This window comes from Steroidobacter agaridevorans (assembly GCF_009932555.1).
In the GTDB taxonomy this organism is placed as follows: Bacteria; Pseudomonadota; Gammaproteobacteria; order Steroidobacterales; family Steroidobacteraceae; genus Steroidobacter; species Steroidobacter agaridevorans.
The window spans coordinates 81,073-106,743 of the sequence record NZ_BLJO01000004.1 but is presented as its reverse complement, the minus strand read 5'-3'; the positions used below and the strand labels follow the sequence as shown (position 1 = coordinate 106,743).

28 protein-coding genes are annotated in these 25,671 nt (G+C 62.7%); 19 read left to right on the top strand and 9 right to left on the bottom strand.

Annotated elements, in window-relative coordinates:
* Nucleotides 1-98 precede the first annotated feature (98 nt).
* Nucleotides 99-353 (top strand): EF-hand domain-containing protein, encoded by a 255-nt coding sequence (locus GYH35_RS15155; RefSeq protein ID WP_161810754.1) that lies wholly within the window; start codon nucleotides 99-101, stop codon nucleotides 351-353.
* 256 nt (nucleotides 354-609) lie between these two features.
* Nucleotides 610-852 (top strand): hypothetical protein, encoded by a 243-nt coding sequence (locus GYH35_RS15150; protein ID WP_161810753.1) that lies wholly within the window; start codon nucleotides 610-612, stop codon nucleotides 850-852.
* Between the two features lie 378 nt (nucleotides 853-1,230).
* Here GYH35_RS15150 and GYH35_RS15145 read toward each other — a convergent pair whose 3' ends face one another.
* The 4 genes from GYH35_RS15145 to GYH35_RS15130 all read right to left on the bottom strand — a co-directional run bounded on the left by GYH35_RS15145 (nucleotide 1,231) and on the right by GYH35_RS15130 (nucleotide 4,310).
* The gene (locus GYH35_RS15145; protein ID WP_161810752.1) at nucleotides 1,231-1,614 is read right to left on the bottom strand and encodes a LytR/AlgR family response regulator transcription factor; all 384 of its coding nucleotides are present in this window, start codon (nucleotides 1,612-1,614) and stop codon (nucleotides 1,231-1,233) included.
* Nucleotides 1,615-1,652: 38 nt separating this feature from the next.
* On the bottom strand, nucleotides 1,653-2,297 hold the full coding sequence (locus GYH35_RS15140) for a response regulator (protein ID WP_116807151.1): 645 nt from the start codon (nucleotides 2,295-2,297) through the stop codon (nucleotides 1,653-1,655).
* 53 nt (nucleotides 2,298-2,350) lie between these two features.
* Entirely contained in the window at nucleotides 2,351-2,737 is a 387-nt protein-coding gene (locus GYH35_RS15135; protein ID WP_161810750.1) for a helix-turn-helix domain-containing protein, read from the bottom strand.
* Nucleotides 2,738-2,900: 163 nt separating this feature from the next.
* The gene (locus GYH35_RS15130; RefSeq protein WP_161828901.1) at nucleotides 2,901-4,310 is read right to left on the bottom strand and encodes a CHASE3 domain-containing protein; all 1,410 of its coding nucleotides are present in this window, start codon (nucleotides 4,308-4,310) and stop codon (nucleotides 2,901-2,903) included.
* 329 nt (nucleotides 4,311-4,639) lie between these two features.
* On the opposite strand from GYH35_RS15130, the gene GYH35_RS15125 reads away from it, so the two are divergent.
* The 14 genes from GYH35_RS15125 to GYH35_RS15060 all read left to right on the top strand — a co-directional run bounded on the left by GYH35_RS15125 (nucleotide 4,640) and on the right by GYH35_RS15060 (nucleotide 15,439).
* Nucleotides 4,640-5,068, top strand: coding sequence for a hypothetical protein (locus tag GYH35_RS15125; protein ID WP_161810748.1), 429 nt, complete (start codon nucleotides 4,640-4,642; stop codon nucleotides 5,066-5,068).
* Nucleotides 5,069-5,116: 48 nt separating this feature from the next.
* Nucleotides 5,117-5,437, top strand: coding sequence for a BON domain-containing protein (locus GYH35_RS15120; RefSeq protein ID WP_161810747.1), 321 nt, complete (start codon nucleotides 5,117-5,119; stop codon nucleotides 5,435-5,437).
* A gap of 138 nt (nucleotides 5,438-5,575) precedes the next feature.
* Complete coding sequence (bufA2, locus tag GYH35_RS15115) at nucleotides 5,576-5,833, top strand: BufA2 family periplasmic bufferin-type metallophore (RefSeq protein WP_129641030.1); 258 nt, start codon at nucleotides 5,576-5,578, stop codon at nucleotides 5,831-5,833.
* A gap of 89 nt (nucleotides 5,834-5,922) precedes the next feature.
* On the top strand, nucleotides 5,923-6,774 hold the full coding sequence (gene bufB / locus GYH35_RS15110) for an MNIO family bufferin maturase (RefSeq protein WP_161810746.1): 852 nt from the start codon (nucleotides 5,923-5,925) through the stop codon (nucleotides 6,772-6,774).
* Entirely contained in the window at nucleotides 6,771-7,559 is a 789-nt protein-coding gene (locus GYH35_RS15105; protein WP_161828900.1) for an HvfC/BufC N-terminal domain-containing protein, read from the top strand. The genes bufB and GYH35_RS15105 overlap by 4 nt, the downstream gene beginning before the upstream one ends.
* A gap of 26 nt (nucleotides 7,560-7,585) precedes the next feature.
* Nucleotides 7,586-8,269, top strand: coding sequence for a fumarylacetoacetate hydrolase family protein (locus tag GYH35_RS15100; RefSeq protein ID WP_161828899.1), 684 nt, complete (start codon nucleotides 7,586-7,588; stop codon nucleotides 8,267-8,269).
* Entirely contained in the window at nucleotides 8,266-8,901 is a 636-nt protein-coding gene (gene maiA, locus GYH35_RS15095; protein ID WP_161810743.1) for a maleylacetoacetate isomerase, read from the top strand. Before GYH35_RS15100 ends, maiA begins: the two co-directional genes overlap by 4 nt.
* Nucleotides 8,902-8,933: 32 nt before the next feature.
* Nucleotides 8,934-9,734, top strand: a complete 801-nt coding sequence (locus GYH35_RS15090; RefSeq protein WP_161828898.1) for an SAM-dependent methyltransferase — start codon at nucleotides 8,934-8,936, stop codon at nucleotides 9,732-9,734.
* Between the two features lie 41 nt (nucleotides 9,735-9,775).
* Entirely contained in the window at nucleotides 9,776-10,318 is a 543-nt protein-coding gene (locus GYH35_RS15085; RefSeq protein ID WP_268894947.1) for a GNAT family N-acetyltransferase, read from the top strand.
* Nucleotides 10,319-10,533: 215 nt separating this feature from the next.
* Nucleotides 10,534-10,803, top strand: coding sequence for a hypothetical protein (locus tag GYH35_RS15080; protein ID WP_161828896.1), 270 nt, complete (start codon nucleotides 10,534-10,536; stop codon nucleotides 10,801-10,803).
* A 58-nt stretch (nucleotides 10,804-10,861) separates the two neighbouring features.
* Complete coding sequence (locus GYH35_RS15075; protein WP_161828895.1) at nucleotides 10,862-12,625, top strand: sensor domain-containing diguanylate cyclase; 1,764 nt, start codon at nucleotides 10,862-10,864, stop codon at nucleotides 12,623-12,625.
* A gap of 111 nt (nucleotides 12,626-12,736) precedes the next feature.
* On the top strand, nucleotides 12,737-13,456 hold the full coding sequence (locus GYH35_RS15070; RefSeq protein ID WP_161810738.1) for a response regulator: 720 nt from the start codon (nucleotides 12,737-12,739) through the stop codon (nucleotides 13,454-13,456).
* Nucleotides 13,456-14,865, top strand: a complete 1,410-nt coding sequence (locus tag GYH35_RS15065; protein WP_161828894.1) for an ATP-binding protein — start codon at nucleotides 13,456-13,458, stop codon at nucleotides 14,863-14,865. Before GYH35_RS15070 ends, GYH35_RS15065 begins: the two co-directional genes overlap by 1 nt.
* A 133-nt stretch (nucleotides 14,866-14,998) precedes the next feature.
* Nucleotides 14,999-15,439, top strand: coding sequence for a hypothetical protein (locus tag GYH35_RS15060; RefSeq protein WP_161810736.1), 441 nt, complete (start codon nucleotides 14,999-15,001; stop codon nucleotides 15,437-15,439).
* Between the two features lie 53 nt (nucleotides 15,440-15,492).
* On the opposite strand, the gene GYH35_RS15055 is transcribed toward GYH35_RS15060, so the two are convergent.
* Nucleotides 15,493-17,526 carry a DUF4394 domain-containing protein gene (locus tag GYH35_RS15055; RefSeq protein WP_161828893.1) on the bottom strand — a complete coding sequence of 678 codons (2,034 nt, stop codon included), beginning with the start codon at nucleotides 17,524-17,526 and terminating at the stop codon, nucleotides 15,493-15,495.
* Between the two features lie 220 nt (nucleotides 17,527-17,746).
* Here GYH35_RS15055 and GYH35_RS15050 point away from each other — a divergent pair, with 220 nt between their 5' ends.
* The 3 genes from GYH35_RS15050 (at nucleotide 17,747) to GYH35_RS15040 (ending at nucleotide 21,902) form a co-directional block, all read left to right on the top strand.
* Nucleotides 17,747-18,334 carry an acyl carrier protein phosphodiesterase gene (locus tag GYH35_RS15050; RefSeq protein ID WP_161828892.1) on the top strand — a complete coding sequence of 196 codons (588 nt, stop codon included), beginning with the start codon at nucleotides 17,747-17,749 and terminating at the stop codon, nucleotides 18,332-18,334.
* A gap of 172 nt (nucleotides 18,335-18,506) precedes the next feature.
* Nucleotides 18,507-19,697 (top strand): energy transducer TonB, encoded by a 1,191-nt coding sequence (locus GYH35_RS15045; protein ID WP_161828891.1) that lies wholly within the window; start codon nucleotides 18,507-18,509, stop codon nucleotides 19,695-19,697.
* A gap of 54 nt (nucleotides 19,698-19,751) precedes the next feature.
* A complete protein-coding gene (locus GYH35_RS15040; protein ID WP_161828890.1) occupies nucleotides 19,752-21,902 on the top strand; it encodes a YCF48-related protein in 2,151 nt (716 codons plus the stop codon).
* Here GYH35_RS15040 and GYH35_RS15035 read toward each other — a convergent pair.
* From GYH35_RS15035 to GYH35_RS35465, 4 genes are all read right to left on the bottom strand, one after another.
* Complete coding sequence (locus GYH35_RS15035) at nucleotides 21,889-22,656, bottom strand: hypothetical protein (RefSeq protein WP_161828889.1); 768 nt, start codon at nucleotides 22,654-22,656, stop codon at nucleotides 21,889-21,891. The two genes, GYH35_RS15040 and GYH35_RS15035, sit on opposite strands and share 14 nt — an antisense overlap.
* A gap of 75 nt (nucleotides 22,657-22,731) precedes the next feature.
* Nucleotides 22,732-23,934: a pectate lyase gene (locus GYH35_RS15030; RefSeq protein WP_161810730.1), complete on the bottom strand. Its 1,203-nt coding sequence runs from the start codon at nucleotides 23,932-23,934 to the stop codon at nucleotides 22,732-22,734.
* Between the two features lie 224 nt (nucleotides 23,935-24,158).
* Entirely contained in the window at nucleotides 24,159-25,463 is a 1,305-nt protein-coding gene (paaK, locus tag GYH35_RS15025; protein ID WP_161828888.1) for a phenylacetate--CoA ligase PaaK, read from the bottom strand.
* Between the two features lie 42 nt (nucleotides 25,464-25,505).
* Nucleotides 25,506-25,671: hotdog domain-containing protein (locus GYH35_RS35465; protein WP_407700215.1), on the bottom strand; the 166-nt coding region annotated here is incomplete at its 5' end.

Sequence of the window (25,671 nt, the reverse complement as noted above, 5' to 3'; positions counted from 1 at the left end):
CGTCGTCGAAAGAGCCTCGGCCGCTTTCGACAGTCGTGTAAGATGCGCGCCGCGGCTACCTGGCCGCGGACACTGTCGCAACTAAGGATGAACGCGCCATGGCAGATCTGGATGAAGTCAAGGACGTGGATGTGGACGCGGACGACCTGCCCGATCTGAAACAAAGCTTCGACGCCTGCGACAGCAATGGCGACGGCTGGATCGTCAATCAGGAATTCAGCGCGCTGCTGCACTCCCTGGATCAGGATCTGTCCGAGGATGAATGTCTGCTGGCGTTCGAGCTCACCGACGCCGATGGCGACGGCTCGATCAGCTTCGAGGAATTCATGGGCTGGTGGACCGATGCGCGCTGACACAGTGCGTGCTGGGCAGGATGCCCGAATGCCGGGAGCGCATGGATGCGCAGGACCGGCCGACAACGAATTTAGTTAAAAAGCCGCGCCTCGTATTCTGTGACTCCGCTCACACGAGGGGTGCGCCCGCCACGTGACGTAATGCTCACTCCCCGAAGAAACCGGGCGCTTGCTGCTTTCCCCTAGTCGAACATCCATATCGATGCCCCTACCCTACTGCACTGCTCGTGCCGATAGCGGCGGGTAAGGAGACATCATGAGCAGCGAGATGAGCGAAGCGATGCGCAGCAGCCTGCGTATCGGAGATCCGGTCCGACTCAAAGACAGCGACGTGGATCTGCGTGGCGACGTGTGGCAATTGCGCACCGGCCGCTACGTGGTGGTGCGCTGGCAGGACGAATGTCGCAGCACTCATTCCGAGTCAGCCGTCGAATACGACGCCTCCCGCAGCCGGGCGGAGTGGAGCCGTAACATCAGCCACGAAGACCGCGACCGTTAACCAACGCCACGATTAAAGGGAACATCGGGTACATGGAATGTACCCCGCCGCCATAGCGGCGGCTCCTGGCAAAAAACCGCGTTTTTTTGCCTAGGAGCGCGACCCGTCGTGGCAGGGATGCCCGATCGGTCGCCCGAAGAAAAGAAGGCCGCGCTTCATGAAGAGGCGCGGCCTTTGAAGTGCGCAGCCGTCAGCATGGTGTCCGATGGGTTCTCAGCGGGTGCCCCCATCGTCCTGGGGAGGTCCATGTAACGAGTTGCGCAGGGTTCGAATTCAGTTGCGTCAGAACGCACGACCAGACGCGCAGGATCCTGAGTATGTTCCGTGATTCAGCTGCGTGATCGCTTCGGCGATTACGGATTTTCGCGGTCCAACAATTCAGGCGGCGTCGATCTGCAGCAGTACCTCCCTGACTTTGTGAAACTCGGAAGCTTTGTCGAAGAAATGATCGGCGCCGCACTCGCGGCTCGCAATCCGGTAATCATCGGATGGATGATTCGTAACCACGATGACTGCTTCGGGCCGGCTCGCGCTCGCGCGCAATTGTTTCAACACCTGAAAGCCGCTGCCGCCGCGTAGCTGGATATCCAGAATGAGCACTCGAGGCTGCGAGAGGCGCATGCCTTCGATCGCGGCAGCAACCGCATCGGCGCTGCCCACGACTTTGGCATTGGGAATGTCGCCCACGGCTTCGACCAGGCGCTCCATGACCGCCGGCGAATCCTCGACGATGTAGATCGTCAATTCGGATCCAGCAGCCATCGGCGCATTCCCGTCCGTCTCCAGCGACTCCTGCTGTCTCACTCCACCAGCTGGTTGCGTACGGCGTAGGCGGCGATCTCGGCATTACTGCGCATGCCCATCTTCTCCAGGATGCGCGCCCGATACGTGCTGACGGTCTTCACGCTCAGGCCAAGCTCGTTGGCCATCACCGCCGGCGAAACGCCGCGCGCGATGCGCGTGAACACTTGCAGCTCGCGCTCGGACAGCCGGTTGTGCATCGGGCCTTCTTCATCCGCCGCACACTCGGAAGCCAGCAGCTCGGCCACCAGCGGAGTGATGTAACGGCGCCCGGTGCCGACCGCACGCACGGCCTTCACCAGCTCTTCGGGCACGATCATCTTCGGCACATAGCCGTTCGCGCCGGCGCGCATCAAGCGGACTGCGAAGCTGCGCTCCGGGTGCATGCTCAGCACCAGGATCGCCAGCTCCGGCTGGTCGCGCTTCAACTGTTTCAGCAAGTCGATGCCGCTCTGGCCCGGCAACGTGATGTCGAGCACGACGACGTCGACTTGCAAGCCGTTGCGCAGCTGTTGAAGGGCGTCCTCGGCGGAGCCCGCTTCGGCGACGACCTGCAGATCCTGTTCTTCCGCCAGCATCTCGCGCACGCCGGCGCGGAGGATGGCGTGGTCATCGACGATCAACACGCGAATCGGCGTATGCACGGCCTGAAACGCGTCCCTGGCCTCATTCTCCCGAGAGCCTAATTCGGTTGGATTCAACATCGCTGTGGTACCTCGGTCATTGCTTCACGGAGGTCGCCCCCCTGCAGGGTGGTGATGGCCACGGTCTCACCGTCGTTGAGGCCATAGTCCATGGCCAGCCCCTGCGCACGGTATGCGTTGAGGCGGTTGTAGAGAGTCTTCAGACTCACCCCCAGCAACGCCGCCGCGCGGGTCTTGTTTCCCCCGCACTTCTGCAGCGTCGCGAAGATCATCCAGCGCTCCACGTCGGCCAGATTGGTGCCGACCGGAATGCGTAATGCCACGGGCGCCGGCGCTAGGTTGCGCTCGCCGCCCACCGTCGATTCCTCGCCCGAATCCTGGCCATCGTCCGAATAGGCCCGATGATCGTTGTGGGTTGCTCTCTCGACGTGATTCTCCATGCGCTCGCTCCTGACGGTCAGCTTTACACTTAGTGGCCCGATGGATCACAACGGCGTCAGGGCGAGGAAAAGTTCCCCACAAAGTGAAGTTCGTACCGTCAGACGTTTCCTACGTATTGACCCCGCACCCTAAATAGCACCGCTTTGGCGCAAAACCGCTTGCTCAGGCCGACAGGGCCGCCGTATTGGTGGCCGGAATGAAGGCTTCGACGATGGTGCCGGTGCCTTCCTCCGGTTTCCGGATCTGGAAGCGGCCGCCCATCTGGCGCATTCGCTCGCGCATGCCGACGACGCCATGCGACTTCGGTTTGCTCAGTGCCTCCTCGGCAACGCCGACGCCGTCATCGATGATCCGCAGCCGGACGCCGCCGTCTTCGCGTGCCAGGACGATGCGCACCTTGCTTGCCTGCGCGTGCTTGGCGATGTTGGTCAACGACTCCTGCGCGATCCGGTAGAACGCGATCGACCAGGCCGGATCCAGATCGTCGAAGTCCTCCTGCACGTCCAGCTCGCAAGGCAAGCCGGTGCGACGCGTGAACTCGCGACAATGCGAGCGCATGGCGAACGCCAGCCCGAGATTGTCCAGGTGACTGGGCCGCAGCCCTTCGATCACCTCGTGCTTGAGCTCGACCGTTTCGCCCAGCATCTTCAGCGCCCGTTGCAGCCGTTCCTTCACCTCGCGCGCGCCTTCGGGCAGGCGGCGTTGAATCCAGTTCAAGTCCATGTTGATTGCGGTGAGATTGCTGCCCAGCGTGTCATGCAGCTCGCGCGCGAGCCTGGCCTTCTCCTCCTCGGAGACGCGGATCAGGTGCTGAGAGAGCTCGGTCAGCTCGGCGGTGCGCTGCTCGACCTGCTCGTTCAGCGCCTGATTGGCCTGGAGCATGGCGTTTTCGGCCGTTTCCCGATCGCGCACATATTTGCGCAACAGCTTGTTCAGGCCGATCAGCACGGCAACGGTCACGACGGTCGTGAGCAATGCCAATCCGCCGGCCACGAGCAAGTCTCGCAAGACCTCGCGACGCTGCGCTTCGATGCGCGCATCCTCCTCGGCCATCATGCGATCGACGATGCCTCGCACCCGATCCATCGTCGCCGTCGCCTGCTCGGTGCCGGCCACATCGGCGGTGCCGTTCGGTCCAGGCTGCGGGCTGCGGCTGATCGTCGCCTTCAAGCGACTGATGGCGGCGGCGGTGAAGCTCTCCAGGTCGGCAATATCTTTTTGCCGGGCCGCATTGTCGGCGGTCAGGGTGCGCAGCCGCTCCAGCTCGCTGCGCCAGCTGCGCATCGCCACGTAATACGGCTCGAGATATCCGGTCTGACCGGTGAGCAAATAACCGCGCTGGCCGGATTCGGCCGCCGTGATCACCGACTGGAACGTGCTGAGCGAACGCTTGATCTCATAAGAGCGCGCGTATTGCGCATGCGAGTCGATGGTCGCGCCGACGTTGATGATCAGCAACGTGGCATTGACCACCAGCAGCGCGATCGAAATCACGATCACGATGCGCACGTGCAGCGGCACGCCGCCAGCGGTTGCTGACGGTGTGTTCGAGGCTGCATTCGCTGAACGCATGCTGTGAGGAGCTTCGCCCATGGCTGTGCTCAGCAACGACTGTGTACATTTTTTGGTTCCTTCGTCAGTCGTGGCCGACGGACATTCTCCCTGCCCTTGCTCACATTGCCGCCAGCGAAGCATGCACGTGTAGAAATGTCCGGCGCTGCCGGCGTGCAAGTTGTACGAGGAACCTTGCATTAGATCGGCACGTTATCGACGCGAATTCCACACGCTTCCTGGCGGGTTGCACACCGATAGGAACCGGCCGTTCCGCAGGAGGATTCGGTCCGGCAAGCGAGTGGTTACTTAGTCAACAGACCGTACAGGTCACAGACGAGGGTACTGCAATGACGAAGGGCAATATTTATCTGATTCTCGCTGCCGCCGGCCTGGCGCTGGTGGGCTGCAACAAGGCCGAGTCTCCTTCGGAAGTTCAGCACGACGTGACGAACGCACAAGCCGAAGCGCAAAGGGACGTGACAGACGCGCAGTCCGACGCGCGCGAGTCGATGGCCGATGCTCAGAAGGATGTGGCCGATGCACAGGCTGACAACGACGCGGACGATGTGGCCGATCAGGCCCGCGACGCGAGCGAGACGGCGGCACAGGGTGACTTCAAAGTCGCGGTAGCCCGCGCCGAAGCCACGCACAAGATCGCCATCGAGAAGTGCGAAGCGCTGCAAGACAATGCCCAGGAAGACTGCAAGGCCCGCGCCGATGCAGACCTGGAAAATGCCAAGCGCGCTGCTGAAGCCCGTCGCGACGGCGCGGGTTAATGAGTAGAGTTCACCAACCAGAACTTCAGTAGTTCAGGAGCGAGGGATATGGCACGGGAAAACACGGCGGCATTGTTGTTGGCCGCAATCATGGCCTCGACCGTGGTCGCCTGCTCGTCGACCCCGACGCAGCAATCGACCGGCCAGGCGATCGACGACGGCGTGGTCACCGCCAAGGTGAAGGCCAAGCTGATCGAGGATCCGGTGACCAAGGCGCATCAGATCAACGTCGAGACCTTCAAGGGCGCGGTGCAGCTGAGCGGCTTCGTGGAGACCGATCAGGCTCGCACCCGGGCACTGCAACTGGCCCGCGACACCGACGGCGTCAAGAGCGTCAAGGATGCGCTGGAGATCCGCAAGGGCGGCTAGCAGCAATCCGCAGAGCGGAAGCAAAGGGGGCGAGTGAGCGATCACCCGCCCCCTTTTTATGTGAATCCGATTGATGCCAGGCTGCGTATAAACCTGCGCTTCGCCTTCGAAGCGCACTTTCCATGAGGAATGGCATCGATGACCCACGGCAAGAAACTTTCTACCCTCGCTCTGGCCACTGCGGCCGCGGTGATGTTCAGCAGCGCGCCGTTGACCGCTGCCAATGCGGCCGATGAAGCCAAGGTGAAATGCGAAGGCGTGAACGCGTGCAAAGGCACCAGCGCCTGCGGCACGGCGGCCAATGCCTGCGCCGGCAAGAACGCCTGCAAAGGTCAGGGCTTCCTGATGCTGAGCAAGGCTGAGTGCGACGCCGCCAAGGCCAAGCTGAAGAAATAATTCAGCTCGAGGCCCGGTCTGATAGGGTCAGGGCGGCGCGGTCTTCCGTCAGCGACCGCGCCGTTTCCTGATCAGTCCACGAGTGTTCAGTGCCCACATCGTCCCCTCACCCCTCATTAGGCTTCGGGCTCGGCGTCCGCCCGACTCATTACGACGCCCTGCTCGGCGAGCGCCGCGGCAGCGTCAGCTGGCTGGAAGCGCTGACCGAGAACTACCTGCTCCCTGGCGGCAAGCCGCTGCATTACCTGGAACGGCTGCGCGCCGACTATCCGATCGTGCTGCATGGAGTGTCGCTGTCCATCGGCAGCACCGACCCATTGAATGAAACGTATCTGCGCGAGGTCAAAGCGCTCGCTGACCGTGTCGAGCCGGCGTGGGTCTCCGATCATTTGTGCTGGACCGGCGTCGACGGCGTGAACCTGCACGACCTGATGCCGATGCCGTTTACCGAAACCGCGTTGAGACATGTCGTGTCGCGCATCGCCGCCGTTCAGGAGCGGCTCGGCCGCCGGCTGGTGCTGGAAAACGTATCGAGCTATGTGAGTTTCAGCCGTTGCGACATGACCGAATGGGAATTCCTGCGCGAAATCGCCGAGCGCGCCGACTGTCACCTGCTGCTCGACGTGAACAACGTGTACGTCAGCAGCGTGAATCATGGTTTCGATCCGCTGGCCTATCTGCGCGGCATCCCGGTGGAGCGGGTTCAACAGTTCCATCTCGCCGGCCATCGGAACATGGGCAACTACCTCATCGACACGCATGACGAACCGGTCTGCGAAGCGGTGTGGCAACTGTTTCACGCAGCGGTCGAACGCTTCGGGGCGCTCTCGACCATGATCGAGCGCGACGACAATATTCCCGAGCTGGATGAGCTGCTCGCCGAACTGGACCGAGCGCGCGATATCACTACGTCCGCGCAACGAGCGAAGTCCGCCGCATGAGCGCCCAACTCGACACGGCCGAGCTGGCCGAGTTGCAGCGGGACTTTCAACGTCTCGTCATGCATGGCCACGAGCGCATCGTTACTGCGGTCGAAGGCTCGCCAGAGGTCCCTGCGAGCCTGCGGCTGGCGATTTATTCGGAAGCCTATCGGCTGCGTTTGACCGAAGCGCTCGCCAGCACGCTGCCTCGTCTGCAAGCGTTGTTGGGCAAAGAACAGTTCGCAGAGGTAGCCCGCGAATATATCGAGCTGTGCCCGTCGAGCTATCCATCGATTCGCTGGTTCGGCGATCGGATGCCGCAACTCCTGCGCCAGTCGTTCCCGGACCAACCCTGGCTCGCCGAACTGGCGACATGGGAATGGTCGGTCGCGGCCGCCTTCGACGGCGCCGATGCCGAACCGGTCGGCATCGATGCCTTGGCCGCGATCGCGCCCGAGCAATGGCCCACTCTGACGTTTCAGTTTCATCCGACGGTGCAGATCCTGGCGATGCGCACCAATGCGCCGGTGATATTCAAGGCGCTGTCGGCGGATGACTCGCCGCCCGAGTGCGTCGAACTCGATGAAGCGCAGTCCTGGCTGATCTGGCGCGAGGGACTGAAAACTCAGTACCGCTCGCTCGGAGCGGATGAAGTCGCGGCATTGGAAGTCATGCGCGGCGGCGGCTCGTTCGAAATGCTCTGTGACACGCTGTGCGCCTGGCATGACGCCGATGCCGTGCCGGTGCAGGCGGCGGGACTGCTCAAGCGCTGGGTGGTGGAGCAAATGATCGTCGGAGTATCCTAGCGGCCCGAAACTTTTCGGCCAGGCCTATGTCCTTCGTTTTCCCGCCGCCGGCGCCCGCCGCCGTCGCCATCGTCGGGCGCACCGAGCGCTTTCCCGTCCATCGAATTTATTGCGTCGGCCGCAATTACGCGGCGCACGCGCGTGAGATGGGCAAAGATCCCGAGCGCGAAGCACCGTTCTTTTTCACCAAGCCCGCCGACGCCATCGTCGCCAACGGCACGCAGCTGCCGTTTCCGTCGCGCACCTCCGACTTGCATCACGAGATCGAGCTGGTGGTCGCCATCGGCACGGGCGGCGCGAACATCGGCATCTCCGAAGCGCTCTCGCACGTATTCGGCTACGCCGTCGGCATCGACCTGACGCGTCGGGATCTGCAGGCGGAGGCCAAGGACAAAGGCCGGCCCTGGGACACCGCCAAAGGGTTCGATCGCTCGGCGCCGATCAGCGCCATCACGCCTGCCGCGGCGGCCCGGCTCGACGACAGCAAGATCTGGCTCAAGGTCAACGGCGCGTTGCGCCAGCAAGGCGCACTCGCCGACATGATCTGGAGCGTGCCGGAAATCATTGCCGAGCTGTCCACGCTGTTCGAGCTGGCGCCCGGCGATCTCATCTATACCGGCACGCCCGCGGGTGTCGCGGCGATCAAATCGAAGGATGTGCTGGAAGGCGGTGTCGACGGGCTGGAAGCGCTGCGAGTGACGCTGGTATGAAGCTGTACAACTATTTCCGCAGCTCGGCGGCGTTCCGGGTGCGCATTGCTCTGAACCTCAAGGGGCTGGAATACGAGTACGTCTCCAAAGCCCTGCTCAAGAACGAACATCGCGCCGCCGACTATCTCGCGCTCAACCCGGAAGGGCTGATCCCGGCGCTCGCGGTCGATGACACCGTGATCACACAGTCCCTCGCCATCGTTGAATATCTGGACGAAGTGCATCCGCAGCCGCCGCTGTTGCCCGCCGACCCGCTGGCGCGCGCGCAGGTTCGATCGATGGCGCTCGCGATTGCCTGTGACATTCATCCCTTGAACAATCTGCGGGTGCTGAACCATGTGCGCCGGCTCGGCCAGAACGACGATGGCGTGAACGCCTGGTACCGGCACTGGGTCAGCGAGGGTTTCCGGGGCCTGGAGCAGCAAGTCGCGAAACATTCCAGCGCGCGCCGCTATTGCTTCGGCGACAGCCTGTCGCTGGCCGATGTGTGCCTGGCGCCGCAGATGTACAACGCGCGCCGCTTCGACTGCGATCTCACGCCGTTCCCGACGCTGGTCGCCGTCAGCACGCATCTGGAAACATTGCCAGCGTTCGACGCGGCACGACCGGAAGTCCAGCCCGACGCCCGCTAAGACAGAACAGAAAACGAGCAAGCGAGCCAACCATGAAACCAGCGGGAAGTTTGGTGTGCGTCGGGATCGGGATGACCCTGGGAGCGCACCTCACGCCGTTGGCGCGCGATCACATCCAGAACGCCGATGTCGTGTTCACCGGGCTGTCGGATGGCATCATCGAAATGTGGGTTGCCCGAATGAACCGCGACGTGCGCAGCCTGCAGTCGTTGTATCGCGAAGGTAAGTCACGCATGCAGACCTACCGTGAAATGGTAGAGACGATGCTGACCGAGGTGCGCGCGGGCAAACGCGTCTGTGCCGCCTTCTACGGCCATCCCGGCGTATTCGCCTGGCCCACTCACAAAGCCATCGAGACCGCGCGCAGCGAAGGTTATGCAGCGCATATGGAGCCGGGCGTATCGGCGGCGGATTGCATGTATGCCGATCTGGGCTTCGATCCCGGCAAATATGGCTGCCAGCATTACGAAGCCAGCCAGTTCATGTTCAACCAGCGGCGCCTGGACACGGCCGCCTACCTGATCCTGTGGCAGGTGGGCCTGTCGGGCGACCAGTCGTTCACGCGCTTTGCCACCGGCGCCGCTTACCGGCAGGTGCTGGTCGATGTCTTGAGCCGCGACTATCCGCTCGATCATGAAGTGATCTTGTATCGGGCCGCGACGCTGCCCACCTTCCGCCCGAAGATCATCCGCGTGCCGCTGGCGGAACTGCCCACGGCCGAGGCGGATATGCACTTCACGCTGGTGATTCCGCCGGCACAACCGCTGCAACCCGATCATCACATCCGAGAGCGCCTGTCGGCGCTCGACCGCGAGCTGGCGACCCAAGGCTGAACTCCGTGCACGTGTTTCCAGTCGAGACGGACAGGCTGCGCATGCGTCCCATGGCCGCGGCTGACGCGGCACTCTATGAACATCTGTATACGGACGCCGAGACCATGCGCTTTATCGGTGCGCCCCTCGCCCCCGAGCGTGCCGCCAGAAGTTTTCGAATCGCGCTCGCCGGCATGCAGCGTGAGCCCATCGAGCGGCTGTTTCTGACCGTGATCGAGAAGTCGTCGCAAACCGATGTCGGCATCTGCAGTCTGCAGGATTTCGACACCGTGAACCGCAGCGTTCAGGGCGGGATCATGTTCATCCAGTCGGCGCGCGCCCAGGGTTATTGCAAGGAAGGTTTCGGCGGGCTCGTCCACCATGTGTTCACACATCTGCCAGTCGATGAGCTGTGGGTGCAGTTCGCGATCGACCATGTAGCTGTGCATCGGACTGTGCTTGGTTTAGGCTTCGCACGCCGTGGCAGCGAAGCTGCGGCGGACGGAGCTTGTCAAAGGAATGGGCAAGAGGATGGGCAAGGAAATGCCTGGTCGGTTCGTCGTGACTCGTGGTCGCCCCCGCCCGCCTTCCGGAACGTGCGCTAGGCACGCCCGACGAATCCCGACTCATCCCTTCGCCTTCGAAACAGGCATAATTCATTCTGTTAAGTCGGGAGCGTGGCCCGAAGCCGGCGCCGTTTGACTTTTCTGTGGAGCGTTCGAGAGCCGGTCGGTCGCGATTGTCCTAGGCTTGTCACAACCCAAGCTGCACGAGGCAGCCCGTCGTTCAACAACAATTTTGGGGAGAGGAGGAGCGCATCGTGTCGAATGTCGTGGATCTGTTGGAAAGAATAGGTCGCAGCTCGCGGCTGCAAGCGCTGACCGGCGAGCAACTGGCCCGGGAGCTGGCGCAGGCGGGCGTCGCGCCGGCCGTGCAGGCCGCCATCGTGCAGCAGCAGCCTGGTCAGCTCGAGGAGTTGATCGGCGCCAGCAAAAACGTCTGCTGCATGGTCCACGCTCCGCAAGACGAAGAGCCCGAAGAGCAGCAGCCCGAAGACGGTGGCGAGCGCCGTGTCGCCCGCGCCGGCTGAGCAAACCAATGTCAGCAAGCATTCCGTCCGGCACCGGCTGCTGGGCGGAGTAGCTTGCTTGTGCCTGTTCGCCGGCGGACCGCTGCCGGCGGCGGACCGCGAGGACTTCGCCGACATGTTACAGCGGGCTGACGCCGTCAAGAGCGTCGACCCCGCCGAATTCGCCCGACTGATCGATCAACTGCAGGCCCAGCCCGATGCTCTGTCGGGCCAGCAACGCGAGCATCTCCAATATCTACACGCCTGGCGTCTGGTGTACACGGGTGAGTACGCCGCCGCGATTCCCATGCTGGAGTCGCTCGCCGATCAGGCCAGCGACCCGACGCTCCAATTCCGCGCCAGCGTGACCGCCACGAACGTCCAGGTATTGGCGACGCGATACGAAGGCGCGTTCCTGCAACTCAACAAACTGTTGAACAAGCTGCCCGAGGTCACCGATAAGGACGCCCGACTGCAGGGCATGTCCGTCGCGGCCGATCTTTACGTCCTGGTCGGCGAATACGACCTCGGCATTCACTACGCCGAGCAGGTCGTCAAAGAGAACGCTCGTGGCCGCGGCGTGTGCCGAGGCGAGCAGATCCGCCTCGACACCCTATGCAAGACCAAGCGGATCAAGGCTGACGCTCCCGCCATCCCCGCCGCCATCGACGCCTGCCTGCAACAGGGTGAATCGCTGGCCGCGAACGGCATCCGCATGACCCATGCCCGCTTGTTGTTGCGTGAGCATCGCATCGATGAGGCGATCAGCCTGCTCGAGCGGCACTATGGTGAGATGGAGCAAACGCGCTATCCGCGCGGCGTCTCGGAGTGGGAATCGTTGCTGGCTCAGGCATATCAGCAGCGCGGCGCCGGAGTGAACGCACAGCGCATGGCGTTGCGAGCCGTCGAGCACAGCGTCAAGGATCAATTTACCCAGCCGTTGGTCGGCGCCTATCGCGTGCTCTTCGAAGAGTCCGAGAAACAAGGCGACATCGGCAGCGCCATCGGCTACTTGAAGAAATCCGCCGCCGCCGACAAGGCTTATCTCGATGACGTCACCGCACGCCAGCTGGCTTACGAGCGCGTCAAATCGAACACCCTGACCACCAAGTCGCAGCTGGAAGCGCTCAACCAGGAAAACAAACTGTTGCAGCTGCAGCGCGAGCTGGACGGCAAGGCTGCCGAGACCAGCCGCTTGTATATCGCGCTGTTGCTGCTGGTCCTGGTATTCATCGCGCTGTGGGCCTATCGCACCAAGCGCTCGCAGCTGCACTTCATGAAACTGTCGCAAGAGGACAGCCTGACCGGCATCGCCAACCGTCCGCGTTTCATTCAACTTGCCGAAACCGTGCTCGAAGCGGCGCGCAAGTCGCAACAGCAGGCCAGCGTGGTTCTGTGCGACCTGGATCATTTCAAAGCCATCAACGATCGCTTCGGCCACGCCGCGGGCGATCACGTGCTGCGCCAGGCTGTCATCGCCTGCCAGGGCCATCTGCGGGTCAGTGATATTTTCGGACGCGTCGGCGGCGAAGAATTCGGCATCGTGCTGCCGGGCTGCGGTCTGGAGGACGCGAAGCAACGCGCCGAGCGCCTGCGAGTCGCGCTGAGCGCCATCGAGCCCCAATACGACGGGGTGCGTTGCTCGGTGTCCGGCAGCTTCGGCGTCACGTCGACCGAAGAGTCCGGCTATGAGCTGCGTCAGCTGCTCGCGCACGCGGACGCTGCCCTGTATCGAGCCAAAGCTGCCGGCCGCGATCGTGTGATGCCCTACGATGGCGAGACGGTCGACGCCGAGCGGCCGGATCCGATCGACGACGAGCTGCGTAACGTCGGCCACGCCTAGGAATCGTTACTTACTGTTGCGGCTCGCATGGGGGCAACAGTTAGTTACAATGTCGGCGGGCGCGTTCCGCCGTCATTGGTCATGATGCGAACGGGCCCCTGACGTGATTCCATGACCGACTCTCGCCACATCCTGATCGTCGATGACGATCGCGAAATTCGTACGCTGCTGGGCGATTACCTGCAGAAGAACGGTTACCGCACCACCGCGGTCGCCGATGGCAAGGCCATGCGCCGCGCGCTCGAACAGTCGCATGTCGACTTGATCGTGCTCGACCTGATGCTCCCCGGCGAGGACGGCCTGAAGCTCACACGCGAGCTGCGCGCTCATTCGCAGATTCCGATCCTCATGCTGACTGCGCTGGGCGAAGAGATCGATCGCGTCGTCGGGTTGGAAGTCGGCGCCGACGACTATCTGTCGAAGCCGTTCAGCCCGCGCGAGCTCGTGGGAAGAATCAAAGCGATCCTGCGGCGGACCGTACACATGCCTCGCGATCCCGCACAGACCGCCGTGAACGCGTATCGCTTCGGCGATTGGCAGCTCGATGTCACCGCACGCTCGCTCACCCATGCCGATGGCTCTCAACATGCGCTGAGCGGCGCCGAGTTTCGGCTGCTCTCCATCCTGCTGTCGCATCCGACGAGAGTGTTGTCGCGCTCGCAATTGATGGAGCTGCTGCGCGGCCGCGACATCGATCCCTTCGACCGCAGCGTCGATGTTCGCATCAGCCGGTTGCGCCAGGTTCTGCGCGACGACGCGCGCTCTCCGAAAATCATCAAGACGATTTATGGCGAAGGCTATGTGATGGGCGTGCCCGTCGAGCAGGAATAATGGCGCGCCGGTTGCTGCCGGACACACTGTTCGGGCGCCTGTTCGTCGCCACGGTAGGCGTGATCGGCGCCATGCTGCTGGTGTTCATTCTGCTGATCGTGCGCGAGCGTCGCGAGCTGGCTTTGCTCGACAGCGGCGCCGGCAGCTCGGCGAATACCATTGCCGAAACGAGCCAGTATCTGGCGGGGCTGTCGCGCGAAGAACGCGACGACGCACGCATGAAACTGCGCGAACAACGTCTCACACCGGACGACGTTCGTCCGCCGCCGCCCCGCATTCAAGACGAAGAACGGGCTGCACTGGAGCGCGCGTTCGCCGCTCATCTGCAACGTCATCTCGGCTCGGAGTACAAGGTTTCAACGGGACCGCCGCGGGCACGCCGCTCCGAAGTCATTCCTTTGCATGCCTTGCGTCGGGATTTGCCGCCGCCCGATGGTCCGCCGCCGCCGGGCATCATCCGGCGTGATCGCGTGTTCGATGTCACAGTGACCTTCCCCGATGGCGACAAAGCCATCTTCCGCACGTTTGCGCCCCGCTCGGGGCCGCGCCTGCCAAGGCAGATTTTTTTGGAGCTGGGGTTTCTCGCGATCGCCTTGGGCGTCGTTCTCTATGCCATGACCCGTACGATCACGCGTCCCCTCGGCGATCTCGCCCGAGCCGCCGACGCGGTGGGCCGCGGCGCGAGCGGCACGCCATTGAAAGAAACGGGTGCGCGAGAAATCCGGCGCGCAACGCGGGCGTTCAACTCCATGCAGGAACGTTTGCGACGCTATCTCGACAGCCGCACTCAAGTGCTGGCGGCGATGTCGCACGATCTGCGTACGCCGCTGACTCGACTGCGCTTGCGCGTCGAGTCGATCGACGACGATCAACTGCGTCAACGCCTGGTCGAAGACCTGGATGAGATGTCGAGCATGATTCGTGGCGCGCTCGGCGTATTCCGCGGCCTGAACGACGATGAAGCGGCTGTGCCCGTCGACATCGACGCGCTCGCACTCGAGCTGCAACGACAACACGCGGAGCTCGGCGGTGAAGTCAGTATCGTCGGCTCGGCTCGCGCTCCTTACGTCGCCAAACCGCTCGCGTTGAAACGCTGTCTCGGCAACCTGGTTCAGAATGCGATCCGCCATGGAGTCAGAGCCACGATCCAGATCGAGGACGGCTCCCAGTTGATCGTGCGCATCCTGGACGAAGGCCCCGGCATTCCCGAAGACATGCTGGAGAAAGTGTTCGAACCGTTCTTTCGCCTCGAACACTCCCGCAACCGCGACACGGGCGGCACCGGCCTGGGCCTGAGCATTGCGCGAGACATCGCGCAGGCCCATGGAGGTTCACTCTCTCTCCACAATCGTCAGAACGGCGGGCTGGAGGCTCGGCTGACGCTGCCAAGAGAAGTTATAAGCACCTGAATTCGCAGGGATTTCTGGAGATGCAGTTGGTAACAATTGATTACCGCACTGGCGCCGGCGAGTGCCTATTCTGCAAGCGTGTTCTCAGGTTCTTCGCCGCCGAACACACCTTCACCCCAACGGAGAGATTGTGATGAAAACCAAAGTCACCCTGCTTGCGCTTGCCTGGCTTGCCAGCGGCGTGGCCTTTGCCGCCGACACCACGACGGCCACCACCCCCCCGCCCGCGAAGGTGGCGCCGGGTCCGGACATGGACCGCCTGGCGCTGCTGCTCGACCTGGATGCGTATCAGAAGACCGAAGTCGAGAAGATCCTGAAGGAACAGCACGAACAAATGCGCGCCGATTTCGACGCCGCTCGCGCCTCGGGCACCCGCCCATCGCGCGACGAAATGAAAGCCAAGCGCGAGCAGTCCAAGCAGGAGCTGCACACCAAGCTGAGCTCAGTGCTGAACGAGACCCAGCTGAAGAAGTTCGATGCGCTGCGCGAGCATGGCCGGGGCCCTGGCCGCGGCTTCGGCAAGCGCGGTTGGGACGGCAAGGACAAATCGTCCACCGACAGCTCGGGCAACTAACGAGCGATGCGACGGCGGTGCAATCACCGCCGTCGCTGTTGGAAGTTATAACTTTATTTGACGCCGATCTGACCCACGGTCAGGCCACTCACACCGGCGGGCAGCGGACCCAGATCCGTCGCGCGGCCATTGCTCAGATCGATAGAATACAGGCGCGTCGTCGTGCCTACCGTCAGTGCCGCAAAGCCCGAGCCCGTCGCCGGGGTTGCTGAAGCCGTCACTCTTACGTTCGCGGGTATATCGAAGCCATTCGCTTCGGTGAAGTCCAGCGTGGCGCCATTCAACGTGATGGTCTGCGGCGCCGTCAGCGTGCCGTTGTTCGGTGGGTTCTGGATAAACAGCGTATTGCTGGCCGCATCGATCACGTACTGCGTGGTCACGCCGCCCATGAGCGGTTGACCGAAGCTGTTCGTATAAGCGGCCGCGGTCACACCCGTGGAGCCCGCCGGCTGACCGTTGATCGAGCCGTCGGGATTGTTGCCGTCGGCGTCGTTCGCGTTGTTGTCGACCGGTCCACCGGTGTTTTGATTGAGCCGGAAGTTCAAGCCGGTGCCAGTGGTGACGCGAATGCGATCGACCGTGGGATTGAAGTCGAAGCCGTAGCCCGCGCTGACCGGCGGGAAGTCGACGACCGCGCCCGCGGTGGTCACGAACGAAACCATGCCGGTCGAGCCAACGGGCATTGCCATCCCGTTTTGCGGATCGATGATGTAGATGGTGCCGGTGTCGGTGTCCGCATTCACGCCGAACGAGAACAGCTGGCCGGTTTGCGGGCGGAAGTCGATGCCGACCAAGGTTTCTCCGGCAGTGACACCCGCGATGCTCACCATCGCCGGCGTGCTCAATGCCGTGCTCAGAAGACGAAACAGCTGAGTGCCATCGGCGGAGAGCGCGAACAGCGGCGGAGTCATCGCCGGCGACTGCAGCGCGACGCCAATGATGCCGGCCGGATTGACCGGACCGAGCGTCGTCACACCGCCCGTCGCGAGATTGATGTTCACCAACTCATCCTGAGCACGGCCCGAAGCGCGCACGACTGCCGTGCCCAGCCCTGTGGCCACCGCGTTCGACGCGGCCACCGTGACCGACGACGGGATATCGAAGCCCTGCACCGTTTCCACCGGCACCGACAGCGGCATGCACATTGTCTGCGTGCCGTTGTTGGGCGGATTCTGGATACAGACCGCATCGATCGTCTGATCGATCGTGTACTGCGTCGTGGCGGTGACGTTCGGAGAGCTGTTCGTGTACGCCGTCTCCTGCAGCGCCATCGTCGGTCCGTTGATGCCGCCGTCCATCTGCACGCCCGGCGAGGCAGGCGTCGGGTCGAAATCCACGAGCGCGCCGTTGTTGGGATTCATGCGGAAGTTCTGACCGGCGCTGTTCACGACACGCACGCGATCGACGGTCGGATTGAAGTCCATGCCGAACACCGTGGTCGCATCCACACCGATGCGCACCGGCGTCGTGCCGTCAGCCATGACGAACTGGCCGACTACTCCGATGGGTGTCGCCGTCGCGGTCTGCGAAGAAATGTTGTAAAGCCGGACCGAGCCGGCGACCGCGTTGTACCCCAGGCCGTACAAGAAGCCGTTCTGTGGCCGTCGATCGATACTGACCAGCGTGTCGCCGTCGATCACGCCCGCAATGGTGACCGGCGTATCGAACCCCGAGGCAAGAACGGAGGGGAAGGCCACCAGCGAGCCGTTCGACAGCAGCGCATTGCTATCCAACGGCGGCGCGGCGACCACCTGCGCATACGCGCGGCTATCCATGCCGAAGTTGTTGGTGGCGGAGATCGTAAATGAATAAGAGCCGGCCACAGTCGGTGTGCCCGTGTACATGCCGGTCGTGGCGTTCAGCGTCAGGCCGGGCGGCAATGTGCCCGAGGCGACACTCCACATCACGGTGTCGCCAGCAGAAATGAATGTCGCGCTGAAGGCAGTTCCCACGGTTGCCGGAAGCAGCGGCGAATCCGGCGCGGAGATTGCCGGCCGACGGCGGTTGTCGTCGCCGTTATCGCTGCAGGCGGTCAGCAAGGACGCACTGATCAAGATCGCGACCGAACCCAACTTCATCAATCTCATGGGAGCATCCCTTTGGTTTGACATCGCATGCACTGCGATGGAGCGCAGATGCCGGCCCGCGACGTTCAGCTCACGGTGGAATCTGCAGCGTTATTCGGGAAGCGCCGATACGCGGATGCAGAATTGTCGCGGATTACAGTGTCTGACGTGGGCGACATCCGCCTCGACGCGTGGACGTCACTAAGCTAAATTGCCGAAATTGACAGCAAGGATTTTTCTCTTGAATTGGCTCGCCCACGTGTTCCTGTCCGAGCCGGACGTCGAATTTCGCCTCGGTAATCTGCTGGCCGACATCGTCAGAGGAGAAGAGTTGCGCCGCATGAGCGCGGGCTTCCAGCGCGGCGCGCAGAAACATAAACAAATCGATGCATTCACCGACTCGCATCCGCTGGTGAAGCGCAGTCGCTCGCGCGTGAGTCCCGAGTTCCGTCGCTTCAGCGGCGTGCTCGTGGATGTTTTCTACGACCATCTGCTCGCAACCCGCTGGGATCGCTACTCGCCCATCGTGCTCGATGCGTTCACCGCGAAGTTCTATGCCGACATCGAGTCGAGCAAGCTCGAGCTGCCGGCGTCGGCGCGCGTGACGCTCGATCGAATCATTCGTCACGATCTGCTCGGTTCGTATCGACGCATCGAAGGTGTGGAGCGCTCGCTGCGCCGCTTGTCGGCGTATCTTTCATCGCGCTGGAACCGCGAGTTCGCCCTGGAGAAAGGCGTCGTCGATTTGATTGCTCACCGCGCCGGCTTCGACGCCGACTTCGCCGAGTTCTTTCCCCAGCTGCAAGCGGCGGCAGCAGCCAGAACATAGAGCGGCTTTTGCTGACGTCGAGAAAACCAACACTCGCCGCCATCACCACGGATGTCCCGTACATTAGGACTTCCGACCACTGACATCGTATTTGGGTTGGATTAGCGTGGCCTGCAGAGCGAATCCGCTTGCGCTGTGTCGCAGCAGGATTCCCACCATGGGGAGCATGCGCATGGCCACCGATACTGCGCGCGTACAACTGGAACTGGCGTCCGGACGAAACGAAATCACCGCGCCGTTCTATCAAACCGCCCAACGCAGGCGGCGCCAACAACTCGAACCAGATGCAGCATCGGTGGATGCGCCGGATGCCGTCGCTCCGACCAGGATCGAAGTGCCGCTCGCCCCTGCATTGGCGCCAGCGCCGACACCGCCCGTTGCCAATCCAGAAGTCAGCCGCGAGCAGCGAGGCCGCACTCCCTGGATCGCATTCGCTATCGCCCTGTTCTCGGTGGGCTTCGCGGTGTGGTGGGTGATGGCTCAGCGCATGCCGGACATCGATCCTCGAGATGTCATCGCTCGCAATCTCAATGATGCCCGTACGGCAATGGCCGACGGCCGCTACACCGACCCGCCGGAGCGCAGTGCCTTTCACTACTTCAGCACGGTGCTCGCGCTCGACCCAGCCAACACCGACGCGATCGCCGGCATCGACGCCATCGCGGATCGTCATTTGACCAACGCCCGCCTGCTGCTGTCTCAGAAGCGAATCGCCGAAGCAGGGGTTGCGCTGGAGAAGGCGCGGCGGGTGCGGCCCGATCATGAAAGTCTGACCGTATTGGATTTGCAGTGGCGAGCGGAATTGCGAACGCTCCTTGCCGCCGCGACCGCGACTCCTGAACCGCTCGACGAGCCGGCCGTCACGAAGACTCGAGAAACGCCTGCTTCACGTCCCGCCCCAGCTCCGAGCGCAAGGCCGGCAAAAGTTGAGTCAGCGCCGCTGCAGAAAGTCGCCGACGTAGCGGCTCTCGCGACCGCCCTGGCAGCCAATCAGCCAGCGACATCACCCATTGTGGAGCCAGCTCCGGACACTGGAGCAAACGTGGTCGAAGAAAGCGCCGCTGCGCCTGCGGCAACTCCTCCCATCGCTCCGGCGGCGGTGGAGCCTAAGCTCATCAAGGTCGTTCAGCCTGAGTATCCGCAAGAAGCGTCGATGCGCGGAATCGAGGGCTGGGTCGATGTGAGCCTGCAGGTCACTGCGTCGGGCGATGTAATCGCGCCCCGAGTCGAGGACAGCAGTCGTGGTCGGCTATTCAACAAAGCGGCGCTCGCCGCTGTCGAACAGTGGAAATACGAACCGCGTAGCGATGGGGCTACTAGCGACCGACTCCGCGTACGCTTGAAATTCCAGCGCACGAATTGATCTTACTTGCGACTCCCGCCCAGGATGGGCAGCATGCGGATCGGAGGGATCCGCATGAGATCGAAGGAACTGCTCGCCTGCGCCCGCACGCTGCTATTCATCGCCATTGGCTGCGGCACAGTGTCCGCCTCGGCGGATGATCGCGCCGCCCCCATCACTTATTCAGCGCGCATCATCAATCCCAAGCTGACGGGCTCGTTGTACGAACCAAATTCGCGCACGCTACTGCTCTGGGGCACGGACGGCACCATCCTGTATTCGACAGACACGAGCCGCTGGCACTACGCAGACACCTCCGCGGATGCGGATCTCACACGTGTCGCTTCCGATGCATCAGGAAAGGTTCTGATCGCCGTGGGGGAACGCGGCACGCTGCTTCGCTCGGAAGATGCCGGGCGCCGATGGCAGGCCCTCTCTCTCGGGGCCGCCGATTTCGATCTGCGGGCGGTGGTTCATCATGCGCTCAGCGGCGCCTGGATAGCGGCCGGGACACGCGGAACGATTCTTCGCTCCGTGGATGGCGGCAAAACGTGGTTGCCGCTATCGAACCAGCTCAATCTCACATTGGAAACATTGTTCGTCGAACCCAGCAGCGGCGCCATTCTGATCGGCGGCGAAGCCGGCTTGATCGGACGATCCACGGATGCCGGCGTCAGTTGGCATCTGACCCGCGTGAAGATGCAAGACCCCGTCACTCCCGTCACTGCAATCCACGCGCTGGAAAGCGAGTTGATTGCGACGAGTGCGCTGGGTCGCTTCTTGATCTCGACCGACCGCGGCGAGACCTGGCGGCTGATGAGCATGGGCGGCAATGCATATTTCACGGATGCCGCGCGCGACCCGAAGTTCCACGCCTTACTGCTCGCGAGCCATACGGGTGATTTGTTTCGTCGCGGGCGGGGCGAGGACTCCTGGGAAAAGATCGAGCTGCTGATCGACGGGCAGAAGCGCTTTGTCAGCGCTCTTCGCTACGACGCGCCCAGCCAGTCGTTGATAGCGGTCGGCCATCATGGACTCGCGGCTCGATCCACCGACGGCGGCCTGCAGTGGCAAAAGATCGCGACCGGGTCCAACACCAGCATGGAATCGCTGGCGCAGATCGGCGCAGGACATTTCGTCGGCTACGGCGACGGCGGCTACATCGTGACCTCGGCCGATTCCGGCAAGAGCTGGCGACGCGTGTCGCCCGAGCTGAGTTTGAACTTGCGGGAGATCGTCGCTCTGCCCGAGAGCGATGCAATGGTCGCGAGCGGCGAGCTTGGCAGCATCTTGCGCTCCAAGGACAGCGGACAAACCTGGGAAAGTATCGAGGTCGCTTATCCCAACATGAACACGCCACCGAACCTGCGCTCGCTGGTGATCGATCCCTCCAACAAAGCGTTGGTCGCGGCCGGCGCGCCAGGAACCATCGTTCGCTCCGAGGATGGCGGAACCCGATGGCAAATCGCGCATTGGACGCCGCTGGAGAAGGAAGAAGCGTTTCCCTGGATTCTTAGCGACCCGCGCCGGCAGTCACTGGCCGTCGTCGAAGCGCGTGGCTCGATCTATTCGTCGCGGGATACCGGCCGGACCTGGCAGCGATCGAAGCTCGAAACCGATCGTGAGCTTTGGCAAGGAACAGTGGCGGCAAACACATCCACCCTGCTGATCGCAGGTCAACGTGGCGTCGCTGCACGCAGCACCGATGGCGGGCGCCAATGGCAACTCGTCGACACCGGCACGGACGAAGATTTGTTTGGCAGCCACACGGCCGAACGATCGAACACGATGTTCTTGCTGGGAGGCAAAGGCACGCTGCTGCGTTCGACCGATGCCGGACTGAAATGGCGTCGCGTTGCGTCGGGCACCGAGCGTTCGCTCCGGCGCATGTTTCACGACCCGAAGAGCAATGCGCTCGTGGCATTCGGCGAATATGGCAGCATCGTCCGCTCCACCGACAACGGCGAATCCTGGCAAGCCATCGACAGCGGCACCGAAGCGGAGCTGCGCAAGGGCTTGCTCGAGCCGGACACCGGAGCTTTGGTCATCGTCGGTCAACAAGGAACGATCCTGCGCTCGGCTGACGCCGGCAAAACCTGGGAACGCATTCCCAGCCACACTCGCCGTCACTTTCGCAGCGCCGTCTTCAATTCACGCAGCGGCGATCTCGTCCTGGTGGGCGAGCGCGTAGCACGACTGTCGCGGACATCTGCTACTTCGCATTGATCCGTTGCTGCAATCGGCTCAGCTCGCGGGCGAACTCGGTCGTTTCGTAGTTCTTGAGCTGCGTGTATTGCTCCTGCGTGAGCGCCGGCGCCACCTCCGCCAGGAAATCATTCATGTATTGCTTGAGCGCTTCCGCCGTTCCCGCGTGGGCGTAAGCACGCTCCTCTTTCGACAAACTCTCTCGATCCAGCCCGACATCCCGCATGACCGCGGCATAGCGTTGCTTCTGGCGCAGTTTCGCCTCCAGCACGATCCGTTCCTGTCGCTCGTCCAGCGGCGCGACATTGCTGATGCCGCCGGTGTATTCAGCCAGGTGATGCTGTTCGAGATCGGAATCCTTCAACGTCTGGTAATAGGCGAAGCTTTCCGCCGGCAAGAGCTTGCCGATGCCCGCATCGATGCGGCTGCGTGAACCGATGTCCATCTGCGACTCGCGCTCCAGCAGCCGACGCCGCAACTCATCGACATGCGCTTCTTCGACATCGGCAATCAGGAACCGATACTTGTGCTCGACCTGCGCAAGAAACGCGGCGTCGGGCGGATCTTCCGTTGCCGCGAGCGAGCGCTGCTGCTCCGGCACCAATGGCGAAACCAGCGGACGCGTTCGATTCTCTGCAGTTGATAAGTTCGTCGGCTCGACCGAAGCCGCGAGCTCTCGCGCCTCGTGGTTTTTCACGATGACCGTAACCGCAGTCGCGAGCGCGGCCACCATGACCACGCTCGATACCACCCGTCGATCCATGAGTCTGATCATCTTCCATCCCTGTTCGCTGGCGGCGATGGCCGGGAGCAATCGCTCCCGGCCATCGGTCCTATCCCTGCATTTCAATCAATAGCTGCTGTTCCCCGATTGCGAGCAGCTCGCCCATGGCCCGATGCAGATCGTGCCCGCATCGTGCAGCCGGCTGTTGGTCAGGCTCGCCGTGCTGACCGAACTGTCGGTGCGGAACACGCCCTCCCCCATCGAGTTGATGTCGCAGCGATTGAAGCTGACGTTGACCCGGAACGTCGTGCCGCCGTTCTGGCGCAGCGCCTTGCCGGCTCGATGAATGATGCAATTGGTCACGTTCAGCGTCGACGCGGCATTAACCTGGAAGAACTTGTCGTCGGCATCGTAGCCTTCGATATTGCTCACCGTGGTCGTGCCCGAGGACTTGATGGTCATCGCATCCTCGCCGACGTTCATCCAGTAGATATTATCGAGGTTCGCGCCGTTGTACGTGTGTATACCGTCGGCGCCGTTGGTGCCGATGACCACGTTACGCAAGGTCGCGCCGTTCTCCACGCGGAACACCGGATCCTGGCCTTCCGACTGGCTGCCGTCGCCCAGCTCCGAGCCCGCATTGAAGCGCTGGCAACCGCCGTCATAGGTGCCACTGGTCACACGAATGGTTGCATGCACGGTCGTTTGCGCGCCGCTGGTCGAGCACGAAGAGCCCGTGATCGATCCGGTCGGCGGCGGTGTCGTGCCACCGCCGGACGGCGTGGCTGAGGCGACGTTGGAGTTCGTTGCTACTCCGCTGGCCGTGTTCTTGATCGTGTAGTAGTAGGTCGTGCCGTTGGTCAACCCGGTGTCGGTGTAGCTGCGCGTGCTGGAGCTGACGCTGGCAATGCGCACCCGACCGTTCGGATCGGCGTCGAGATCTCGATAAACTTCCTGCGTCGCGCCCGAGCCGCTCGAGTACGACCAGCTCAACGACACCGTGCCGTTGCCCGCGGATGCGCTGAGGCTGATGGTCGATCCCGTCGGTGGCGGCGTCGTGCCTCCGCCCGACGGCACCGAACATTCCTTCACCGACTTTTCGGGAATCGGATCTGAGCCGAACGTGGCCACGGTGCAAGTGAACGTGCCATTCAAGACTTTGTAAACAAACTGACCGGAAGCGCCGAACGCCACGTTGGTGCTGGTGCTCACCGAGCAGGTCTCGGGAGTCCTGCAGATGGTCACGTAGCCTTCGGGCCGGTTGGTCGCGCTCCACGCGGAGGCGGCCGAGGCCAGCAATAATCCCCCTAGCAACAATTTGCGAAGCATAGTTATCTCCTGTCCGTTGGATGTTTCCTATGATTTCGAATGCTCTACTTCGAGCACTGACGGCGAGAATTGACACCGGTGGCAAAATACGCGCGCTTCCTGACACCGGTGTCAGGGGACCCTACAAGCAGTGTCCGTGCAGCGCCTATACGTACATGGGGAAGGGAGAGCAGGTCACTGATTCGATAGGTTTTTCGTGGATCGTGGCGCGCGGATAGCGGGGTTTACGACGGGCGGCGGCGGTCACTGACCCGTTTTGCCTTGCCCATCGAGCGCTCCAGCGAGCTCGCTGGGTGCACGATCACACTGGTCGTGACGCCGATGTATGACTTGATCGACTGGACCAGCTCGCCGGCCACTCCGTCACGCCGCGCTTGATGATCCTCGACGCCCGCCTGCAGCTCGACGTTCACAGTCAGCGAGTCGAGATGACCGTCGCGAAATATTTCCAAGTGATAATGAGGCGCGAGCAGCGCTTGTTTCAGGATCAGCTCTTCGATCTGGGTGGGAAACACGTTCACGCCGCGGATGATCATCATGTCGTCGGTGCGACCGGAGATGCGAGCCATCCGACGCATCGTGCGCGCCGTCGGCGGCAGCAGCCGGGTTCGATCGCGCGTGCGATAACGAATCACCGGCAGCGCTTCCTTGGTGAGCGAAGTCAGCACCAGCTCGCCTTCTTCGCCGTCGGGCAGCACGCGTCCGGTGTCCGGATCGATGATCTCGGGATAGAAATGATCTTCCCAGATCACCGGGCCGTCCTTGGTGGAGACGCATTCCATCGCGACACCCGGCCCCATCACTTCCGACAAGCCATAGATATCGACCGCATCGATGCCCATGCGGGACTCGATCTCGGTGCGCATGGCATTGGTCCACGGCTCGGCGCCGAAGATTCCAATGCGCAGCGCGCATGACGTCGGATCGACGCCCTGACGCGCAAACTCTTCGGCGATCGCCAGCATGTACGACGGCGTCACCATGATGACGCGCGGCTCGAGATCGCGAATCAGCTGTACTTGTTTCTCGGTTTGTCCGCCCGACATGGGCACTACGGTGCAGCCCAATCGTTCAGCGCCGTAGTGCGCGCCGAGGCCGCCCGTGAACAAGCCATAGCCATACGCGATATGCACGAGATCTCCAGGCCGGCCGCCGCCCGCGAAGATCGATCGCGCCATCAACTCCGCCCACACATCGATGTCGCTACGCGTGTACGCGACGACGGTGGGTTTGCCGGTCGTGCCGCTCGACGCGTGCAAGCGAACCGCTTGCTCCCGAGGCACTGCCAGCAGTCCGAAGGGATATTGATCGCGAAAGTCCTGCTTCACCAGGAACGGGAAGCGACTCAGATCCTCGAGCTCGCGCAAATCGTTCGGATGCGCGCCGACGGCGTCGAAGGCCTTCTTGTAATGCGGCACGTTGTTGTAAGCGTGCTTGAGCGACCACTGCAACCGACTCCGTTGCAGCGCCTTGAGCTCATCGACGCTGGTGCGCTCGATGGCCTCGTAGGTTTCTTTGTCTGGCGACATGCTCTCCTCCTGCAGGGTTGCATTCGAGAGTGTGCTGCGGAGCTACGGCTCGCGAACTTGATGCGAGCGGCCGCGGAACAACGCGATCGTGTCGCCACGCTGATTGGCGACCGTTACTTCATATACACCGTTGCGCTTGGATCGCCAACGCTCGACCGCAATGGCCGTCAGCTCATCGCCGCCCTGCGCGGGCGCAAGAAAGTCGATC

Bases quoted from the DNA above. Each gene is read 5' to 3' on its own strand.
- GYH35_RS15155 (WP_161810754.1), top strand. From the start codon at position 99: ATGGCAGATCTGGATGAAGTCAAGGACGTGGATGTGGACGCGGACGAC.
- GYH35_RS15150 (WP_161810753.1), top strand. From the start codon at position 610: ATGAGCAGCGAGATGAGCGAAGCGATGCGCAGCAGCCTGCGTATCGGA.
- GYH35_RS15145 (WP_161810752.1), bottom strand. From the start codon at position 1,614: ATGGCTGCTGGATCCGAATTGACGATCTACATCGTCGAGGATTCGCCG.
- GYH35_RS15135 (WP_161810750.1), bottom strand. From the start codon at position 2,737: ATGGAGAATCACGTCGAGAGAGCAACCCACAACGATCATCGGGCCTAT.
- GYH35_RS15130 (WP_161828901.1), bottom strand. From the start codon at position 4,310: ATGCGTTCAGCGAATGCAGCCTCGAACACACCGTCAGCAACCGCTGGC.
- GYH35_RS15125 (WP_161810748.1), top strand. From the start codon at position 4,640: ATGACGAAGGGCAATATTTATCTGATTCTCGCTGCCGCCGGCCTGGCG.
- GYH35_RS15120 (WP_161810747.1), top strand. From the start codon at position 5,117: ATGGCACGGGAAAACACGGCGGCATTGTTGTTGGCCGCAATCATGGCC.
- bufA2 (WP_129641030.1), top strand. From the start codon at position 5,576: ATGACCCACGGCAAGAAACTTTCTACCCTCGCTCTGGCCACTGCGGCC.
- GYH35_RS15105 (WP_161828900.1), top strand. From the start codon at position 6,771: ATGAGCGCCCAACTCGACACGGCCGAGCTGGCCGAGTTGCAGCGGGAC.
- GYH35_RS15100 (WP_161828899.1), top strand. From the start codon at position 7,586: ATGTCCTTCGTTTTCCCGCCGCCGGCGCCCGCCGCCGTCGCCATCGTC.
- maiA (WP_161810743.1), top strand. From the start codon at position 8,266: ATGAAGCTGTACAACTATTTCCGCAGCTCGGCGGCGTTCCGGGTGCGC.
- GYH35_RS15090 (WP_161828898.1), top strand. From the start codon at position 8,934: ATGAAACCAGCGGGAAGTTTGGTGTGCGTCGGGATCGGGATGACCCTG.
- GYH35_RS15085 (WP_268894947.1), top strand. From the start codon at position 9,776: ATGCGTCCCATGGCCGCGGCTGACGCGGCACTCTATGAACATCTGTAT.
- GYH35_RS15070 (WP_161810738.1), top strand. From the start codon at position 12,737: ATGACCGACTCTCGCCACATCCTGATCGTCGATGACGATCGCGAAATT.
- GYH35_RS15065 (WP_161828894.1), top strand. From the start codon at position 13,456: ATGGCGCGCCGGTTGCTGCCGGACACACTGTTCGGGCGCCTGTTCGTC.
- GYH35_RS15060 (WP_161810736.1), top strand. From the start codon at position 14,999: ATGAAAACCAAAGTCACCCTGCTTGCGCTTGCCTGGCTTGCCAGCGGC.
- GYH35_RS15055 (WP_161828893.1), bottom strand. From the start codon at position 17,526: ATGAGATTGATGAAGTTGGGTTCGGTCGCGATCTTGATCAGTGCGTCC.
- GYH35_RS15045 (WP_161828891.1), top strand. From the start codon at position 18,507: ATGGCCACCGATACTGCGCGCGTACAACTGGAACTGGCGTCCGGACGA.
- GYH35_RS15040 (WP_161828890.1), top strand. From the start codon at position 19,752: ATGAGATCGAAGGAACTGCTCGCCTGCGCCCGCACGCTGCTATTCATC.
- GYH35_RS15035 (WP_161828889.1), bottom strand. From the start codon at position 22,656: ATGATCAGACTCATGGATCGACGGGTGGTATCGAGCGTGGTCATGGTG.
- GYH35_RS15030 (WP_161810730.1), bottom strand. From the start codon at position 23,934: ATGCTTCGCAAATTGTTGCTAGGGGGATTATTGCTGGCCTCGGCCGCC.
- paaK (WP_161828888.1), bottom strand. From the start codon at position 25,463: ATGTCGCCAGACAAAGAAACCTACGAGGCCATCGAGCGCACCAGCGTC.